This is a genomic window from Veronia nyctiphanis, assembly GCF_004116385.1.
Taxonomy (GTDB): domain Bacteria; phylum Pseudomonadota; class Gammaproteobacteria; order Enterobacterales; family Vibrionaceae; genus Veronia; species Veronia nyctiphanis.
This window is the reverse complement of sequence record NZ_PEIB01000013.1, coordinates 13,813-32,777: the sequence shown is the minus strand read 5'-3', so window position 1 is coordinate 32,777 and position 18,965 is coordinate 13,813. Positions and strand designations below refer to the sequence as shown.

At 48.1% G+C, this 18,965-nt stretch carries 11 protein-coding genes and 2 pseudogenes; 5 read left to right on the top strand and 8 right to left on the bottom strand.

What is annotated here, in order from left to right:
* Positions 1-16: 16 nt before the first annotated feature.
* The 3 genes from CS022_RS11850 to trxA all read right to left on the bottom strand — a co-directional run bounded on the left by CS022_RS11850 (position 17) and on the right by trxA (position 2,889).
* Complete coding sequence (locus tag CS022_RS11850) at positions 17-1,015, bottom strand: hypothetical protein (protein WP_129122451.1); 999 nt, start codon at positions 1,013-1,015, stop codon at positions 17-19.
* 95 nt (positions 1,016-1,110) lie between these two features.
* Positions 1,111-2,376: a transcription termination factor Rho gene (gene rho / locus CS022_RS11845; protein ID WP_129122450.1), complete on the bottom strand. Its 1,266-nt coding sequence runs from the start codon at positions 2,374-2,376 to the stop codon at positions 1,111-1,113.
* Positions 2,377-2,562: 186 nt separating this feature from the next.
* Positions 2,563-2,889 carry a thioredoxin TrxA gene (trxA, locus tag CS022_RS11840; protein WP_129122449.1) on the bottom strand — a complete coding sequence of 109 codons (327 nt, stop codon included), beginning with the start codon at positions 2,887-2,889 and terminating at the stop codon, positions 2,563-2,565.
* 112 nt (positions 2,890-3,001) lie between these two features.
* On the opposite strand from trxA, the gene rhlB reads away from it, so the two are divergent.
* Positions 3,002-4,306, top strand: coding sequence for an ATP-dependent RNA helicase RhlB (gene rhlB, locus CS022_RS11835; protein ID WP_129122516.1), 1,305 nt, complete (start codon positions 3,002-3,004; stop codon positions 4,304-4,306).
* Positions 4,307-4,327: 21 nt separating this feature from the next.
* Positions 4,328-5,808 (top strand): annotated as a pseudogene (gene gppA / locus CS022_RS11830) (guanosine-5'-triphosphate,3'-diphosphate diphosphatase).
* Between the two features lie 47 nt (positions 5,809-5,855).
* Here the strand turns inward: gppA and traF (CS022_RS11825) are convergent.
* The 3 genes from traF (CS022_RS11825) to prlC all read right to left on the bottom strand — a co-directional run bounded on the left by traF (CS022_RS11825) (position 5,856) and on the right by prlC (position 10,611).
* Positions 5,856-7,007 carry a conjugal transfer protein TraF gene (gene traF / locus CS022_RS11825; RefSeq protein WP_161569616.1) on the bottom strand — a complete coding sequence of 384 codons (1,152 nt, stop codon included), beginning with the start codon at positions 7,005-7,007 and terminating at the stop codon, positions 5,856-5,858.
* A gap of 214 nt (positions 7,008-7,221) precedes the next feature.
* Complete coding sequence (gene traF, locus CS022_RS11820) at positions 7,222-8,406, bottom strand: conjugal transfer protein TraF (protein ID WP_129122447.1); 1,185 nt, start codon at positions 8,404-8,406, stop codon at positions 7,222-7,224.
* A gap of 162 nt (positions 8,407-8,568) precedes the next feature.
* Positions 8,569-10,611, bottom strand: coding sequence for an oligopeptidase A (gene prlC, locus CS022_RS11815; protein ID WP_129122446.1), 2,043 nt, complete (start codon positions 10,609-10,611; stop codon positions 8,569-8,571).
* Positions 10,612-10,759: 148 nt separating this feature from the next.
* Between prlC and CS022_RS11810 the strand changes: the two genes are divergently transcribed.
* From CS022_RS11810 to CS022_RS11800, 3 genes and pseudogenes are all read left to right on the top strand, one after another.
* Positions 10,760-11,599, top strand: coding sequence for a 23S rRNA (adenine(2030)-N(6))-methyltransferase RlmJ (locus CS022_RS11810; RefSeq protein WP_129122445.1), 840 nt, complete (start codon positions 10,760-10,762; stop codon positions 11,597-11,599).
* Between the two features lie 90 nt (positions 11,600-11,689).
* Positions 11,690-13,044: pseudogene (gorA, locus tag CS022_RS11805) on the top strand (glutathione-disulfide reductase).
* 318 nt (positions 13,045-13,362) lie between these two features.
* Positions 13,363-15,654, top strand: a complete 2,292-nt coding sequence (locus tag CS022_RS11800) for a sigma 54-interacting transcriptional regulator (RefSeq protein ID WP_129122444.1) — start codon at positions 13,363-13,365, stop codon at positions 15,652-15,654.
* A gap of 255 nt (positions 15,655-15,909) precedes the next feature.
* Here the strand turns inward: CS022_RS11800 and CS022_RS11795 are convergent, their stop codons facing one another.
* Entirely contained in the window at positions 15,910-16,785 is an 876-nt protein-coding gene (locus tag CS022_RS11795) for a phosphotransferase family protein (RefSeq protein WP_129122443.1), read from the bottom strand.
* A gap of 309 nt (positions 16,786-17,094) precedes the next feature.
* Positions 17,095-18,729: an alkaline phosphatase gene (locus CS022_RS11790; RefSeq protein WP_129122442.1), complete on the bottom strand. Its 1,635-nt coding sequence runs from the start codon at positions 18,727-18,729 to the stop codon at positions 17,095-17,097.
* Positions 18,730-18,965 lie beyond the last annotated feature (236 nt).

Below are 18,965 nucleotides of genomic sequence, written 5' to 3'. Positions count from 1 at the left end.
TGACCAGCATCACAGCTTATTGTGAAAGTGACTTGGCTTTCACGACGTTTCTTTGGGCTATTGCATTGGCTTTCGCCGCAATGTCGTCAAGGAGTGCAACATTGCCCTCCTCTATCATCAGCTTTGCAATTTCTTCGCCCTTCCAGCGTCGGCTCAGCTCTTTAGCCAGATAGTTACGCACTATGTCTGGCATTGGATTTACACCAGCCAGTATTTCAAGCGCATGGCTGCGAAGCGTCGAATTGGCAGTCGCATCAATCAGCATCTGCGCGGCAAACTCAGAGAGCTCAGGTTTATCAAATTGTTCCAGCGCTTCGAGACTGTAATTGTCTGACTTGCTACTCCAAAGCTGATGCATCAGTTTAGCATCCTGAAGTCTGACGGCCAGCGCAGCCAATACCGCATTATCAGGCGACCACATCATCCCCTCATCATCAATAAACAGTGCTTTCAGCACCTGAACCTTCTCAATACTTTGATTTTCAATCAAAGAAACGATCGCTGCGCGGCGAAGCGTGTAGTCCTTACCACCAAAAGACATCCATTTCGACAAAATGAGATTATCGTAAAGCAGTTGGGTGGCGGCCTCGTCAGCGAGCAATTTGATTTGCCAGCGATTGAGTATCCAGCGGGCGCTACCGGAATAATTGAAGACAGGTTTCGTGACCCAATAAGTACCAATACTTTCTTTCACCAAATAGGTAGGCTGAAGATGACTGAGCTTGACCAAAAACGTCTCACGCTCCGGTGTCATTGTCGACAGGTCGGTTGTCTGACGACATAGAAAGTCAAAAACAGCTTCTTGAGTAAGAAGAGGCAACTCGGCAAGGTATAAATCCAACTGCTTGAAGTTGTTGGCATGAAAAAGGGAAGCCGCGTTTTGCGTTGCGGTCTTGTAATGATAACTGGCTAGCTCAGCGTTAACGGCATCTACATTCAGCGTTGTCGCCGTTACATAGGGGCTTACCCACATTGTGGCCAGTAAAAGTGCTACTTGAAGATACTTCATCCTCATTGTGTATCCCTGAACATCCTGTAGTTTTTAAACGTCTGACACGAAAAAGCACCGCCAGAGGCAGTGCTTTTATGATAACGCAGGCTTACGTCAAACTACGATTTTTGGCGACGCATCGCTTCAAAGAAGTCGTCGTTCGTTTTCGACATGGCCAGCTTATCAATCAGGAACTCCATGCCTTCGATTTCACCCATAGGATGTACAATCTTACGCAGGATCCACATTTTCTGAAGCTCGTCCGCTTTAGTCAATAGTTCCTCGCGACGAGTACCTGAACGGGTAAAGTCGATAGCTGGGAAGACGCGCTTCTCAGCAATCTTACGAGACAGGTGCAGTTCCATATTACCTGTACCCTTGAATTCTTCGTAGATAACTTCGTCCATCTTAGAGCCAGTATCAACCAGCGCTGTTGCAATGATGGTCAGGCTTCCGCCCTCTTCTACGTTACGCGCAGCACCGAAGAAACGCTTAGGGCGATGCAGTGCATTGGCGTCAACACCACCGGTCAGGACTTTACCTGAACTTGGCACCACGGTGTTGTATGCACGGGCCAGACGCGTGATCGAGTCCAGCAGGATAACCACGTCTTTTTTGTGCTCAACCAGACGTTTTGCCTTTTCGATAACCATTTCAGCTACCTGAACGTGACGGCTTGCTGGCTCATCGAACGTTGAGGCAACCACTTCGCCTTTCACCAGACGTTGCATTTCGGTAACTTCTTCCGGACGTTCGTCAATCAGAAGTACCATCAGCTCACACTCTGGGTGATTGTGGGCAATGCTCTGTGCAATGTTTTGCAGCAGCAAAGTTTTACCCGCTTTTGGCGGTGCCACGATAAGACCGCGCTGGCCTTTACCGATTGGCGATGCCAAATCCAGTACACGCGCCGTGATGTCTTCGGTTGAACCATTACCACGTTCCATGACCATACGTTCGTTGGCATGAAGTGGGGTAAGGTTTTCGAAGAGGATTTTGTTGCGGGCGTTGTCAGGTTTGTCGTGGTTTACTTCGTTAACTTTCAGCAGGGCAAAATAGCGTTCGCCGTCTTTCGGTGGGCGAATTTTGCCGGAAATCGTATCACCCGTTCGCAGGTTAAAGCGACGAATTTGGCTTGGTGAGACATAAATGTCGTCCGGTCCTGCCAAATACGAGCTGTCCGCACTCCGCAAGAAACCGAAACCATCCTGAAGAATTTCAAGGACACCATTGCCGAATATATCTTCGCCACCTTTCGCGTGTTGCTTGAGGATAGCAAAAATAATGTCTTGTTTTCTCAGGCGAGCAAGGTTTTCGAGGCCCATACTTTCGCCCAGGGAAACCAGGGTAGAAACTGCCTGATTCTTCAGTTCGGTAAGATTCATAGTGGTGAGTGTCTTGTCTGTCAAAGTTGAGGTCTGATTAAAAGTTAGGAGCCATTGAGCTGGTCAGTGGTCAGAAGTGGATATGAACAATCTACGTGCATTAAGGTAGCACTAGATCTTCTGACTGTCTAGGAAATGGATAAAGATTGAGCCGCGTGCAAATTTGTACGCGACTCATCATCACACTTACAGGTTCGCGTCCAGGAATTCTTTCAGCTGAGTCTTTGACAAAGCGCCTACCTTGGTCGCAGCAACAGAGCCATCCTTGAACAGCAGCAGCGTTGGAATACCACGAATACCAAATTTTGGTGGCGTTCCTGCGTTCTGATCGATGTTCAGCTTACCGATGGTCACTTTGCCTTCGTACTCGTCGGCAATTTCGTCCAGAATCGGTGCAATCATCTTACAAGGGCCACACCATTCTGCCCAAAAGTCTACCAGTACAGGGCCAGCAGCACCGATCACATCAGTATCAAAACTGTCGTCGCTCAGCTGCAAAATCTTGTCGCTCATCTTCCACTCCAATGATAATTTTCGTCGCTGGTTAATAACCAACCAGCAAAACATCGCACTATTTGAATGTATTCACTATCGTATTGCAAGTCTAAGCTGATATTCTATGCGAATGAAAATGACTCATATCACAGAGCAGAAATTTGCCGAACTCGGTCTTCACGCCGATGTTTTGAAGGGATTGGATGAAAAAGGGTTTCATAATTGTACCCCTATCCAAGCTCAGGCATTGCCGGTCCTGCTCACCGGCCGAGACATCGCAGGACAGGCCCAGACAGGCACAGGAAAGACCCTGGCATTCTTGACTGCAACTTTTAATCACCTTCTAACCACTGAGGCACCTGAGGGCAGACGTCAGAACCACCCACGGGCCATTATCATGGCGCCAACCCGTGAACTGGCGATTCAGATTTACAATGATGCAGCACCTATGCTGGCATCAACGTCGATCACCGCAGGCCTTGCCTATGGTGGTGAAGCGTATGAAAAGCAACAGAAGAAGCTTGAAGACGGCGTTGATATCCTGATCGGTACCACAGGCCGTATTATTGATTTCTACAAACAGCGCGTTTTGGACTTCAAATCGATTCAGGTTGTTGTATTGGATGAAGCCGACCGTATGTTCGACCTTGGTTTCATTAAAGATATCCGTTTCCTATTCCGCAGAATGCCAGCACCGGCGGAACGCCTGAACATGCTGTTTTCTGCGACCTTGTCGTACCGTGTTCAGGAGCTGGCTTTCGAGCACATGACAAGCCCAGAACATGTTGTTGTTGAACCTGAACAAAAAACAGGTCACCGCATTCAGGAAGAATTGTTCTATCCATCGAACAGCGACAAAATGCGTTTACTGCAAACGCTGGTTGAAGAAGATTGGCCTGAGCGCGCAATTATTTTTGCTAACACCAAGCACCGCTGTGAAAACATTTGGGGACATCTTGCTGCCGACGGACACCGTGTTGGGCTTCTGACAGGTGATGTACCGCAGAAGAAACGTGTGAGGATCCTCGAAGAATTCACAAAAGGTCAGGTCGACATTCTGGTCGCAACCGATGTTGCCGCGCGTGGCTTACATATCCCTCAGGTAACACACGTCTTCAACTACGATCTTCCTGACGATTCTGAAGATTATGTTCACCGTATCGGCCGTACAGGTCGTGCTGGTGCAAGTGGTCACTCCATCAGCTTCGCCTGTGAAGAGTACGCCATTAACTTGCCATCTATTGAAGAGTACATTCAGCACGCTATCCCTGTGTCTGATTACGACGCAACAGCACTGCTTGATGACCTACCACCGCCAATCCGCGTTCAAAAGCCACGTCAAGTTAACAGTCGACGTAATACAGGCTCGTCTAACCGACAATCTTCCGGTCAGCAACGTGGCCGTGGTCGCCGTCGTCCGGCAAACAAAGCCTAAGCATCTCAGGGGTAACACAGCATGGAACACTCGCCGTCGCCCCTGTATGCCGCCATTGACCTTGGCTCGAACAGCTTTCACATGTTGGTTGTTCGAGAGGTTGCTGGCAGTGTACAAATACTGGCAAAAATTAAACGTAAAGTTCGCCTCGCAGCAGGTCTTGATGACAAGCTGAATCTCAGTGAAGAGGCCATGCAGCGCGGTTGGGATTGCCTGTCGCTGTTTGCCGAACGACTGCAAGATATCGACCCAAACAACATCCGTATCGTCGCTACTGCTGCACTTCGCAGCGCAAAAAACGCCGATCATTTTATTCATAAAGCCGACGCCATACTCGGCCATAACGTTGATGTCATCAGCGGTCAGGAAGAAGCACGCACGATTTACCAAGGTGTCGCGCACACCTCGGGCGGCACAGGAAAGCGTCTTGTTGTTGATATTGGTGGTGCAAGCACTGAGCTAATCATCGGTGAAGGCTTTAATGCTGCTGCGCTTAATAGTCTGAATATGGGCTGTGTCACCTGGCTTGAAAACCATTTTAAAGATCGCGCACTGACTAAACAAAGTTTCGACAATGCCATCGCAGGCGCGAAGCAGGTTTTATCTCCTATCCTTTCGCAATATAAGCAACTTGGCTGGGATGTGTGCGTGGGTGCCAGCGGCACTGTGCAGGCATTACAGGAAATTATGGTTGCGCAGGGCATGGATGAAGTCATTACACTGGAAAAGCTTCATCGACTCCGCAAGCAAGCCATTGGCTGTGGTCAGCTTGAAGAGCTGGATATAGAAGGCCTTACCCTTGAGCGAGCGCTGGTTTTCCCAAGTGGCTTGTCAATTCTGATTGCTATCTTTGAAGCATTTGATATCGATGAAATGACACTGGCAGGTGGCGCGCTGCGTGAAGGCATGGTGTATGAAATGATGGATACAATGCGTCAGCAAGATATCCGTAGCCGTACGATTCAAAGCATACGCACCCGTTTTTCGCTTGATGAAATTCATGCCCAATCCGTATCTGACGTCGCCAGTAGATTGCTATCGCAAACACAAAATGAATGGATGACAGAAAATGTTAGTGATGAGATGCTCAAATGTGCTGCACAGTTGCATGAAGTAGGCCTCACCTTAAGCTTCAAACAAGACGGTGAGCACGCGGCTTATATTCTGCAGCACTCCGATTTACCGGGCTTCACACGAGCGCAGAAAAAACTGCTTTGCGAGCTGGTCCGTCGCTATCGAGATACTTTATCGTCAGTGAGTAACCAGAACGCGGTCTCATCGGTCAGTGCTGATCGCCTGCTTCGTCTGCTTCGCCTTGCTGTCATTCTGTGCCATCGAAGGCAATCAGAGGCAGTACCAATGTTCTCGTTGGAGTCTGATGAAGATGCATTGTCGTTAACGTTGGAAGCCGGCTGGTAGATAAAAATCCACTCATGGCAGTTGAACTCGCACAGGAAGCACAAAAACAATCCGATATGGGCTGGCCAACGACCATCAGTTAACCCAGATCACCTAACGAAAAACGCGGTGTTCAACACCGCGTTCTTTTTTAAAACGTCATCAAAAATTGCGCGGAAACAGCCAGGTCGCGCTCCGATTGATACTGAACACCGAGATCGACACCCACAGCACCGAAAGGCGTAAAACCAATCCCTGCAGAGTACTGGCTCAGTTCTTCTTCGCCTGACACATTCATGGTGTAGCCACCCCGAAACTGTGCCCAATCCCACGCGTTCACTTCGGCGCCCAGCTTCAACTCACGACCCTCAGGCTCAAATTCTTTAAACTGTCTTGTCTCATTGATATCTAAATCAGCACTCAGTAATAGCCAATGATTATCAAACGCGATACCCACGTTGTAATCTGGCTCAACGAGATAGGTAACCTGTACGCCTTTTGAGGTATGACTCTTAAGTTCATGAGAAATAACGTTTTGGACAACAAAGCCAACTGTCACAAATTGAGAGGGTTTATAGCTCATCCCCATGTCCGCATTAAATACCGATGCAGATTGATAATCACTTGGGATCTGATACTTGTCATCCTCAAACGCATCCAAGGTTTCTTTGGCGTTGTGGACAGCAAGCTGCTGCACTTTAGGTGTCAGGCCTACAGAAAACACATAGTCCCGATACGGCAAAGTGAACGCATGTGCCATTGCTAAACCAAATTCAACCGTCGCACCGGATACGGCATGCACGTAGGATTTTAAAGGTTGTGTGCCAAAAAAATCCTCGGGAGCCACAGAGGCTTCTATTCGCGATACCGCAGTCGTTTTTGAGTAGGCATTTATCGGGAGAAAGTCGTTGGGGACAGCCACAGCAAAACCGAGGGACGCACTGACATCAACATGGCCCGTCCCGACTTCCAGCAACTTAGCTCTCCGATTCAGCCCTTTTACAACATTTGTTTGATCTTCACGCCACGCACGGTCAGCTGCCTGAAAAGCCTTAATTTTTCCAAACAAGTCCTCTTCGTCGTTTGCTCCAAGCGTGACCGAAGGTAACAGTGACCCAAAATCATCACTGCCGACATGGTTGGTTAACTGAGCGGGGTTATAAAACGGCGCGGTAAGGTAAGACGCAGAGGCAACCCCTGTACCAGCCATTGCGACAGAGCGCGCATCACTGCCTGACAAAGCCATTGCGGGTGCCGCCACTAAAAAAGGGATAGAGATAAAAGTGATTCTTAATGAAGACATATGACTTTTTCCTGAGAAAATATATTTCTGCATTTTTCATCAGGAAATAAAATTAATCACTACTACTTTTTTTCACTATGGTAGAAGGTCTCGTTTTATCGGTATTGAGACACTCAGTAGCAGACGATCAGTCTTAGTTGCATAAGGGGAGACACTCATTTTTACTATGAGCGACCTAAAGTGCACCCAACGTTAGGTGCACTTCAAGAAATTGTTACAGTGAAAGCCTCAGCTCAGCAGCAACATGAAACTCGTTGTCTCCGGCCACTTGAGTTGCCACATCAACACCCAGTACACCAAATGGCGAAAAACCTACACCAAGCGTTACCAAGTCCTCAGAACCATCTACCATGCTAATGCTATAACCCGCTCTCAGTTGCGCCCAATTGAGTGCATCGAACTCAACACCCAATCTCGCGTATTGCTCGCCCTTGGTGACATCTTTAAACAAACGCTTTTCAGTCAGATCAATATCAGCAGCCGCAAGCAGCCAGCCGTTATCATAAGCCGCACCCGCCGTAACAGAAGGCTCAACCCTAAACGTTGCCACAGAGCCATTATCATTCAGTGAGTCTAACTCCTGAGGAATGAGGTTAGTTGCTGATAATGCGACCGTTACAGGCGTGATAGGGCGATAGCTGGCACCAAAATCGACATTAAAAGTAGTCTTTTGCTGATATTCGCTCGACAACTCGTAAGAATCGTTATCGAACGTATCGAGATTTTCAAAAGCATTATAAACCGTCAGGCGTTGAATTTTTGGCGAGAAGCCTAAAGAGATTGTCTCATTCACATAGGGAACTAAGACATCTCTGGCAACGGAAACGCCAATATCTGACACCGAGCCTGCGACTAACTGAACGTTAGAGGTACCCGCATCAAGTTGATCGTCATCTTTATCGAGTTGTTCGGTGTCTATATCAATCAAAAACTCGGTATGAACATCATTCTTGCTAAACACATTGACGGGCATCAGGCTGTTAGGGATAGCAACCGCAAAATTCACCCCGAGGCCCATAGAAAAACCGCTATTATCTAGGCCTTTAAGCTTTACCTTCCAGTTATCGGCAGCCGCTTCCAATCTCGCAGCATTAGGCACGGCAGCTTGTTGAGCACTCTTTAGCTCCTTGTTCGCTAATTGGAATTGATCAATTTTACTGTCTAAATCTTCTGTCGTATTAGCGCCGACGAAAGCCGAGGGCAGAAGGAGTCCAAAGTCATCATTTGCCTCGAACTTCTTCATTTGAGCAGGGTTGTAAAAAGGTGCCGTAATGTGATCAGCTGAGGCAACACCCGTTCCCCCCATTCCTGCAGATCGAGCATCAGTACCCACCATAGCGAGTGTGGGTAGCGAGATTGCAGACAGCGATAACGCGGCCGCTAATTGAGTTTTTTTCATTGTTAAATTCCCCCATGCAAGTCATTGGCGCAATTGTGACCGCTTTGAGGGACTAACAGATTTATCGACGTAACTTTTTCGAGTCAAATCAAGGCTTTTTTAATAGATACAAAATAAAAACGCACCTTTCGGTGCGTTTTTATTTTTACACTTGCTGAATAATTAGCCAGCAATACCACTGTGACGCAAGAGCGCATCTGGTGATGGCTCGCGGCCACGGAAGCGTTTGAACAGTTCCATCGGCTCTTCACTGCCGCCTCGCTCAAGAATGTTCTCAAGAAACGACGCGCCTGTATCTGTATTAAAGATACCTTCTTCTTCAAAGCGACTGAAAGCATCTGATGACAGTACTTCGGCCCACAGGTAACTGTAGTAACCCGCGCTGTAGCCGCCAGCAAAGATATGGCTGAATGCATGTGGGAAGCGGTTCCACTCTGGAGATGGCACAACCGACACACGGCTTTTCACTTCAGCCAAGGTGTCCAGTACTTTTGGTCCTTCTTCAGGATCAAAGCGGGTAAATAGCGTGAAATCGAATAGTCCGAATTCCAGCTGACGGAGGATAAACATCGCCGACTGGAAGTTTTTCGCCGCCAGCATCTTGTCAAGCATCGCTTTCGGCAGTGGCTCGCCAGTTTCGAAATGGCCGGAGATGAATGCCAGCGCGTCTTCCTGCCAGCACCAGTTCTCAAGGAACTGACTTGGCAGTTCAACCGCATCCCACGGCACACCGTTGATACCGGAGACGGCAGGCGCTTCAACCTGTGTCAGCATATGGTGGATACCATGACCAAACTCATGGAACAACGTAACCACTTCGTTATGGGTAAACAGTGCAGGCTTATCACCAACCGGCTTGTTGAAGTTACACGTCAGGTAGGCCACTGGCGTTTGTAGGTCACCGTTTTCTGTTACACGCCGCACGCGGCACTCGTCCATCCACGCACCGCCACGCTTGTTCTCGCGGGCATACAGGTCGAGATAGAAGCTACCACGCAAGTCACCTTTGGCATCAAAGATGTCGTAGAAAGACACAGACTCGTGCCAAACGTCGACGTCATCGCGCTGCTTAACGGTCATACCAAACACTCGGTTCAGTACCTCAAACAGACCAGATACCGCCTTGCTCTCTGGGAAGTAAGGGCGAAGTTCTTCGTCAGAAATACTGTACTGATGTTGTTTCAGTTTTTCGCCGTAGTAACCGACATCCCATGGCTCAAGCTTGTCGATGCCGTATGTCTCTTTGGCAAACGCCTGCAGGTTTTCAAACTCTTTTTGACCCTGCGGATGTGCCTTCTCCGCAAGCTCGTTGAGGAAAGTCATTACCTGTTCGGTACTTTCCGCCATCTTGGTAGCAAGTGAGCGCTCACTGTAGCTATTGAAGCCAAGCAGTCTTGAGATTTCATGCTTCAGCTGCAACGTTTCGTGGATAAGGTCTGTATTGTCCCACTCACCTGCACCCGGTCCGCGGTCAGACGCGCGGGTTGAAAATGCTTCATAAAGCTCAGCACGCAGTTCACGGTTGTCGCAATAAGTGATAACCGGAATGTAAGACGGCATTTCCAGCGTCAGCAGATACCCTTTTTCACCCTTCGCTTCAGCAGCAGCTTTGGCGCCCGCCAGCGCAGATTCAGGTAAACCCGCTAGGTCTGCCTCATCTTCCACCAGCTTGCTCCAACCCATGGTGGCATCAAGCACGTTATTGGAGAACTTCGAAGACAACTCAGAAAGACGTTTGCTGATCTCACCAAAGCGGTGCTGGTCTTTACTGTTGAGCGCAATGCCAGAGAGTTCGAATTCTCTCAGTGCATCGGTAATAGTTTTTTGTTGCGCCTGTGTCAGCGTGCCGAATTCATCGCTGGCTTTGATCGCCTTGTAAGCGTCGTAAAGCGGCTTGTGTTGACCAACCCAGGTCGAGTAATCAGACAACAAAGGAAGGCAAGCTTCATAAGCTTCACGCAGCTCCTGACTGTTAACGACAGAGTTCATATGGCCAATCGGCGACCAGATACGATTCAGTCTGTCGTCGGTTTCTGCCAAGGGTGCAACGATGGTTGCCCAGCTTGGCGCTGCATCGTTCTCCAGCACAGTCTCAACCGCCTTGCGACAATCGGCCAATGCCTGCTCAACCGCAGGTTGAACGTGCTCAGGTTTGATCGCCGAAAATGGCGGTAGATCGGTAAATGTCAGTAGTGGGTTAGCCATCAGCCAATTCCTTTCTTGTTAATGCTTGTCTTTTTATGGAGTCACATCTCACCCTTTTCAATTGGGCTATCGGTCATTCATGCTGCATCAAACCCAACAATCAGCGATAATGCGAGCCATATAACTAATTACGTAGTGGATACCCAAGATGCTCAGTTACCGCCACAGCTTCCATGCCGGCAACCATGCCGATGTGCTTAAACACATCGTCCAGTCCCTTATCATTGAAGCTCTGAAGGAAAAAGAAAAGCCTTTTGTGTATCACGATACGCACAGCGGCGCTGGCCGCTATGACCTGCATGACGAGTGGTCAGAAAAGACAGGCGAATATAAAGATGGCATTGCCCAGCTGTGGCAACGTGATGATATTCCTGATGCTCTGGCGCCCTACATTGATGTTATTCGCTCTTTGAATGACACCGAACAACTGCGTTTTTATCCCGGCTCCCCCAAAATGGGGCGGACGTTACTTCGTGAACAAGACAGAGCCGTACTGACAGAACTTCACCCCAGCGATTTCCCGCTGTTATTGCAGGAATTTCGTGGTGACCGTCAGGTGAAAATGTTTAAAGAGGATGGCTTTGGGCGCCTTAAAGCCAGTCTTCCTCCGAAAGAACGCCGTGGTATGGTACTGATTGACCCGCCCTACGAGTTAAAACATGAATATCAGGACGTAGTTGATGCCATTGGTGCAAGTATTAAACGCTGGGCGACGGGTACCTATGCAATCTGGTATCCCGTCGTCTATCGTCAAAATATCGATCTGATCACTCAGGGGCTTGAACAGCTTGGGATCAGAAAGGTATTGCAGATTGAGCTTGGCGTCGACCCAGACTCACAGGAACGCGGCATGACAGCATCCGGGATGATAGTGATCAACCCGCCTTGGAAGCTCGAGAGCCATATGCAATCAATACTGCCATGGCTGCAACGTGTCATCGCTCCTGAGACAGGTCATCATTTTGTTAAGTGGGTTGTTCCTGAGTAGCCCTTGTAGGCTTCACATCTGTCCCCCATATACATAGAGTGAAATACAACAGTTTGCCAAATAGGCGGCCCTTTAAAACGGAGAACAAAAATGGCCAAGCATTTCGATTATATCTGTATCGGTGGTGGTAGCGGTGGTATCGCATCTGCTAACCGAGCAGCCATGCACGGTGCAAAAGTCGCACTGATTGAAGCGAAACACATGGGTGGTACCTGCGTAAACGTGGGTTGCGTGCCGAAGAAAGTCATGTGGTACGGCGCACAGGTGCTGAGGCCATTAAGCAATATGGTCCGTCATATGGTTTCGACACAACGCTCAACAAATTCGACTGGAGCAAGCTGATCGAGAACCGTTCGGCCTACATCGGCCGCATTCATCAGTCATACGACAACGTGCTGGGTAAAAATCAGGTCGAAGTGATCAATGGCTACGCGACGTTTGTTGATGCTAAAACCGTTGAGGTCATGGGTGAACAGTATACCGCTGACCACATCCTTATCGCCGTTGGCGGTGGACCTATCGTTCCAAACTTGCCTGGTGCAGAATACGGTATCGACTCAGACGGTTTCTTCGACTTGCCAGAGCAGCCAAAGCGTGCAGCCGTCATTGGCGCAGGCTACATTGCCGTTGAGATTGCAGGCGTACTGAACGCCTTAGGTACCGACACTCACCTGTTCGTACGCAAAGGTAAGCCACTTCGCAGCTTCGATCCAACCATTGTCGATACGCTGGTCGACATCATGGATAACGAAGGTCTCACACTGCACAACGAGTGCGTGCCAAAAGAAGTGGTGAAAGAAGACGATGGCAGCCTGACCATTCACTTTGAAAATGGCCACACCCACAACACAGACACGATTGTCTGGGCTGTTGGACGCAGACCTGCAACCGGAAGCCTGAACCTTGAAGCGGCAGGCGTTAAAACAGACGAGCGCGGTTACATCATCGTTGATGAATATCAGACCACGTCGACACCAAACATCTACAGTGTTGGCGACATCATTCAGGGCGGCATCGAGCTCACGCCTGTGGCGGTAAAAGCGGGTCGCTTCCTTTCAGAGCGTTTGTTTAACAACAAGCCTGACGCCAAGATGGATTACAGCCTGGTACCAACCGTGGTCTTCAGCCACCCTGCTATCGGCACCATTGGCTTGACTGAACCTGAAGCGATTGAGAAATATGGCGAAGATAACGTGAAGGTCTACTCTTCCGGTTTCACCGCCATGTACACTGCGGTAACTGAGCATCGTCAGCCTTGTAAGATGAAGCTGGTATGTGCAGGCCCTGACGAGAAAGTGGTCGGTCTGCATGGTATTGGTTACGGTGTTGATGAAATGATCCAAGGCTTCGGTGTCGCCATGAAGATGGGTGCCACCAAAGAAGACTTCGACAGCGTGGTCGCAATTCACCCAACGGGCTCAGAGGAGTTCGTTACTATGAGGTAACGAACAAGAAAAGGGCTTCAAAACGAAGCCCTTTTTATTCGCCTCTGATCACAATCTTGTCAATCACATTTCCCTGCGTCATTTTCTTTCCCTAACAGAAAAATCGTAACCGACAGATATATATACGCTTTTATAAATCTTACACATAAAAGTCATATTTCGTGTAATCCCACGTAATAGAAGCAATATGCCATTCCTTTTACCGTGAGTTGTACTTATTGGCAGTCATTTAGCCGTAAGCACTGCTTCTACCCCCTTACAAAGCAACTGGATAGTCGTATATCCCATTATTTGTAAAATAACTGAGGAGAATAAGACGTGTTCACTACTTTCCCTGACGCATTGCAATCAGCAACTTCGCACCCTCAGCCGATCCATTTACCGGATAACATTATTCTGGGCTCGTCATCAGCGATTCAGAAGCTTTACGAGACAGTACTTCATATTGCTCCCAAGCAATATTCTGTTCACGTTTCAGGACCAACTGGCGCAGGAAAAGAGTGGGTAGCGAATCTTCTTCACAGCGCGGGGCAACACCCCACTGCTGAGTTTTTCGATGTGAATTGCAGCACAATTTCTGCAGATCTCATTGAGTCAATCCTCTTCGGTCATGAGAAAGGGGCATTTACAGGTGCTGTGCATGCGCAAGAGGGTTACTTCAGCCTTGTTAAAGACGGCACACTGTTTCTCGATGAGATTGGTGAGTTACCCCTAAGCCTGCAACCCAAACTCCTCAGGGTACTGGAGACGGGGCAATTCAGACCATTGGGCTCAAGCCAGTCAAAAGCATTTCATGGACGAATCGTCACGGCATCTCATCGCAATTTGGAAAAAATGGTCGCCGACGGCACATTCCGACAAGACCTCTTCCATCGAATCAATGTGATCACGCTGAACGTGCCATCGTTAGCAGAGAGAAGAGAAGACATTCCAGCGCTTGTTGCACACTTTGCAAAAGAGCAAAACAAAGTGTTTTCAGATGACGCTGTCAGGCTGTTAAAAAACAGAGACTGGCCGGGCAATATCCGGGAGCTTAGGAACACCGTTTTCAAACTTTCGGCTTTCTCGAACCACGACGTCATTGATGCAAGTTTTGTTCAACAGTCAACAGACACTGCCCCCTCTTCTCATGAGGAGAAAGTCAGAGTGATCGCTAAAGAGCTGCTTTCACTGGGCTCAGAGAACATCATGTCCCTTGTTGAGCATGTTCTGGCAACCGAGGCCTTTGCTGAAAACAACAGTAATAAGCAGGCTGCCGCAAAAGTCTTGGGGATCCACAGGAAGAGCCTCGAAAGACGGCTGAAAGCGTTTAATGACCAATCAGCAACAGTCGTTGATTTACTGTCAGAAGCAGATCAGTTCATCCTTGCCAACCAATACAAAAAAGCGATTCATACCTTGTCAGAAGCTAAGGAGGCAGTCCTCAAAATGCCGCCTACTGACGAGGTGCAGCAACTCAATTACAGCATCAGCATTAAACTGGCGGCTAATACCAGCAAGATAGAAGGGTGGTCTTCAAGCAAAACGCACGAAGCCTTGAACGAAGCGGCAAAGCTTATCTGTGAGAAAAGTGAGCCCACACATCATGCTCACCTATTGTTGGGTAAGTGGTGGGTTGCCCTGTCGACATCCGATTTGGTCCATGCTGCGCAGCTTGCACAGGCGTTGTATCTATTGGGCACGAAATCAAATAACGACGACATTATCGCTCTTGGATTAATGGCGACGGCAAGAACAGCTTTTTTACGGGGCGACGTAGAGAAAACAAGCGGCGCTATTGAGGAGTATTTCTATTTTCGTGGTTACCAGTCTAAGTATTCCCCCATAATAGATTTCGACCCCTACCCTTACTGTCTTGAAGTGAAATGTTTGCTGGAGATCTCGCTCGGTACACTGAAGCAGGCAAGTTTGACGAAGTCAGCACTCAATGGATTTACAAACCGCACAAGTAGCGATTTTGCGAAATCAGCAGGGTTACATGCTTTGATCTGGACAAGCCATTTGCTGGCCGATAAGTCAGGGCTGACAAGCGCGATTTCTAGCCTGAAGGCATTGAGCGAACAACATGGATTTTCGGACTACTTCAGTGTGGCGCGATTATTTGAAGCAGAACAACGCTATCTGCTCGATAACAATCAAATCAGCTTTAATACCGCCATGGAGCATTTCGCCGCGGAATTCCAACCCGCCAACGCATTGCGCTTGAGCGCGTATCTTTGCCTTTTGGCTGGAAATACCGAGATCCCTGAGAAAGCCAGTCCTCTGATGTTAGCAACGATTGATCATGCCCTTAACCTGATTGAAAGTAACGGGGAAACTTTGTTCACGCCGCTAGCTCTTGAGTTAAACGCAAGGGCTCTTTCGCATCAGGGCCTCGATGACGAAGCGAATAAACAGCTTGATAGGGCCTGGCGTCTGGCAAAAAGTAATAACTTTCGCCTAATGTTGGTAAAAATTGGCACGCAGTACCTTCAGCAACATCAAGCAATCTCAGAATCTAAACTCGCTGAGTTTGAGGTCCTTAAAAGGCACTTTCATGATGACTCTGAGCATCCAAGAGTCAACGCGTTTCTCAATGCTCTCAATCACCATACTGAAGTTATCGCTTAATACAGTCTTTACCCTACACCATGCAATGGGGCTGATCATTTCAGTCCCTTTTCTTTGCAATCAACCAATGCCATCAAACAAAGCGTTGCTCCTAGCACCAACGCATTCCTTTCGATAGGCCTTTTCAGTGATTGAGTGTTTACCAGCCTAGAGACTGTATTCGAAGAGAGACTGAGAATAGTGAGGACTTGGTGAATTAGATAAACAGACTGAGTGGGTCACATCAGGCGCAAGTTTCGAGAGGATAATCTGCCATCAACAACAAACATCTGATCTTGTTGATGGCATGGGTTGGCCGTCACCAGCGAGAAGAGTTTTACGGCTTTTCTCTGGGTCTTCAAGAATATTCTGCGCCAACTGGAGATGAAGAAGGCCATCAAGTGTCATTTCCTCTTTTCCAGACAGGCTATCGAGAGACAAGGAAAGAAGCCGGGCCGCACTGAAGTTAATCACCCGGTTCAAAAGCGTTTTAACATGCAAAGAACCTATCTTGCCTTGCTGCAGGTAAGAGAGACAAAACGAGCGCATTTGCTGGGTAATATGCTCGCTCTTTTTTCGGTAGGTCACTGCACTGTTGTTAAGCTCTTTACCGGTATAGGAGTCGTTAACATTACCGAGAGAAAGAATGCTCAAAAAGCCTGCCATCACACCAGCAATATCCCACGCGACATCGCCGGTCTGAAAACTCTCCCAGTCAAGAAAGGTGACATTTTTAGGTTTACTGTTTGAACTCGACTCCAATTGCAACATACAGTTTTCCAGCCGTAGATCACTGTGAATGAAGCCGTTTACTGTCCACATATCTTGAAGAGACTCCAGCGCCTGGCACATCTCGTTATTGTTGACAATTAAGTCATTCATCTCTTGTTGGGCCGGACTGAACGACGAGGCAGTATCAAGTTTATAGGGGTCGAAAGTAGGTACTTTCGCATCGCGAGCCATGAGATCATTACTCATGAAACGGATGTTGGAGGTCAAGAGTTGATGGCAAACTGCTAACTGTTGGCCCGTCAAAGACGCCGCCATATTGCAAAATTTCTGATGCTCTCTGTAATATTGTGCGAGGCTGACACTTAAGCGGCCAGGATGTGAATCAAATAAGCTCTCTTTGAATGTATGCTGAAAATCCATTTCACCGTCTCCCAGTTTCTGTTTCTCGGGTAATACTGTTTACCCGCCGGAAAAGGCTCGCCATATCCCCACCACCAGAGAGCCGCCCCCGTAACCATCTAGTATATAAGCAAAAATAGCGCCAAGAGCGTTAATGAAGTTTTTATCGCAAAAAATGGTGAGTGAACAGAGAAATAACAAAAAAATTGCGACCGAAGTTGGCCACCTTGGTGTGATTTAAAGAAGTAGACGGACAGTTTTGGCCATCAAAACTGAAGAGTGATGAACAAAAAAGCCGCCCAAAGGCGGCTTACTTTTTAAGGTCAAAAATCAGTTCAGGCCAAGCGCCTTTATCATCTTCTGTCCGACCTCAACATGGTGTTGCATGGTAGAGAACTGCTCGGTTAAACCTGCTGGGCCAAACGCATAGACAGGTACAGGTGCAGCCGTGTGCGTTCCGGTACCCCAAACAACGTTCTGATCCGCTGCGAGTGCACGACCAATTTTCGCAGTATGATCCTCATCCGCATAAACATAAAACTCTTTAAAGTCATCAAACTGAGGTACTACCTTCGCGCTCTGGTATTTGTGGTCAGCTTGATAGTAAGTATTCTCTTCACGCTCACCCACAGACGCAGCCTGATCGAGAGTAACTTTGTAGTCACTGAACTGGTTGATGGCTTCCTGCCAGTCTTTCGCTGACGCTTCATCAAAATTCCAGTCTGGGCTTGCTGCATTCAGCATGTCATAGAAGGTACCACTTTGGTTATAAAGTCTGTCCAGATGCGCCAGATCACCAAAGTTGAAATTAGGCTTATAATCGTTGCCTTTCATACCCGCACCCGGAAGGGTCTTGGCCGTTGGTGTATTTTTGCGAGAGTAACTGAAACCGAAACTTCCGGTTTCATGGTCAGCAGTCACAATCACCAATGTGTCATTGCGCTCTTTCACCCACTCATAGACCGCATCAACAGCTTCATCGAATTTCAGCAGTTCATGCAGCATCCAACCTGCATCGTTTGCATGACCCGCCCAGTCAATCTGGCCACCCTCAATCATCAGGAAGAAGCCGTCTTCATCTTTCGACAAAACATCCAGCGCTTTAAGCGTCATTTCACGCAGTGATGGTTGAGTACATGAGTCATCTCTCTTACACGCCGAGTATGCGATACCGTCGTCCATACCCGAGTTAGCGAATAAGCCGAGCAGCTTGTCGCTTGATGCCGCATTTAGCTGCGTCTTGTCAAAGGCCAGCGCGTAACCGTGCTGACTTTTCGCTTCAACCACCAGATTGCGATCATCTTTACGCTTTGACTTTTTGTAGACCGACTTCGGTGCGCCCAAATCTGCCATTACTTGCTGATCAGCACTGTCCTTTTTGATGTCTGAAGGCAGGAAAACACGTGCGCCGCCAGAAAGCATGACGTCAACGTTGCCGCTTTCAATCAGCTCTGCAGCAATATTGGCTTCAAAAGAACGATGAGGCTGATGCGAAGCAAAAGCGGCTGGTGTTGCGTGCGTAATACGAGTATCTGATACCAGACCCGTTGCTTTACCCGCTTTCTTAGCTTTCTCCAGAATGGTTTCAACAACATTACCTTGATAATCAAGACCAATCATTTCTGAGCCCGCTGCCACACCTGTTGCCAACTGTGTTGCCGAACAAGCAGAATCAACCACCAACTTGCCATGTGGTCCATGAGGGGCATTTAACGACAGTCCAAGGCGACCTTCATTGGCCAATTTTGACAGTGCTGTTTGTCTTTCAAGTTCAGACTGCGGTGCACGACGAACGTACTCTTCAAGCAAACCCACTTGTTGTGGGCCCATGCCATCACCAATCATCAGAATAACGTTTTTAACCTGTGTATTCTGAGCTGACGCTACAGTGTCGTCTGCCGAGTTGTTTGCACAACCCGCAAGTACAGCAGAAGATACAGCGACTGCCATCAGCGTTTTTTTCATCGTTCTTTCCCTAAAATACGTCGAAATAAAATCGCCGCAAGGTTAGGTAAGATATATTAATGTTTCATTTCCGATACTTTACATTTCAATTACAGTCAAACAGTTATTGGTGAAAGGTCGCAACTTCAATGTGACAGGTAGGAAAATTAATGACTGGCAAAACGGTTAGAAAATAGCAAATAAAGACAGGGAAATAAGAAATACCTAAAATGACAGCGAGGAGAGCTGTTACAAAT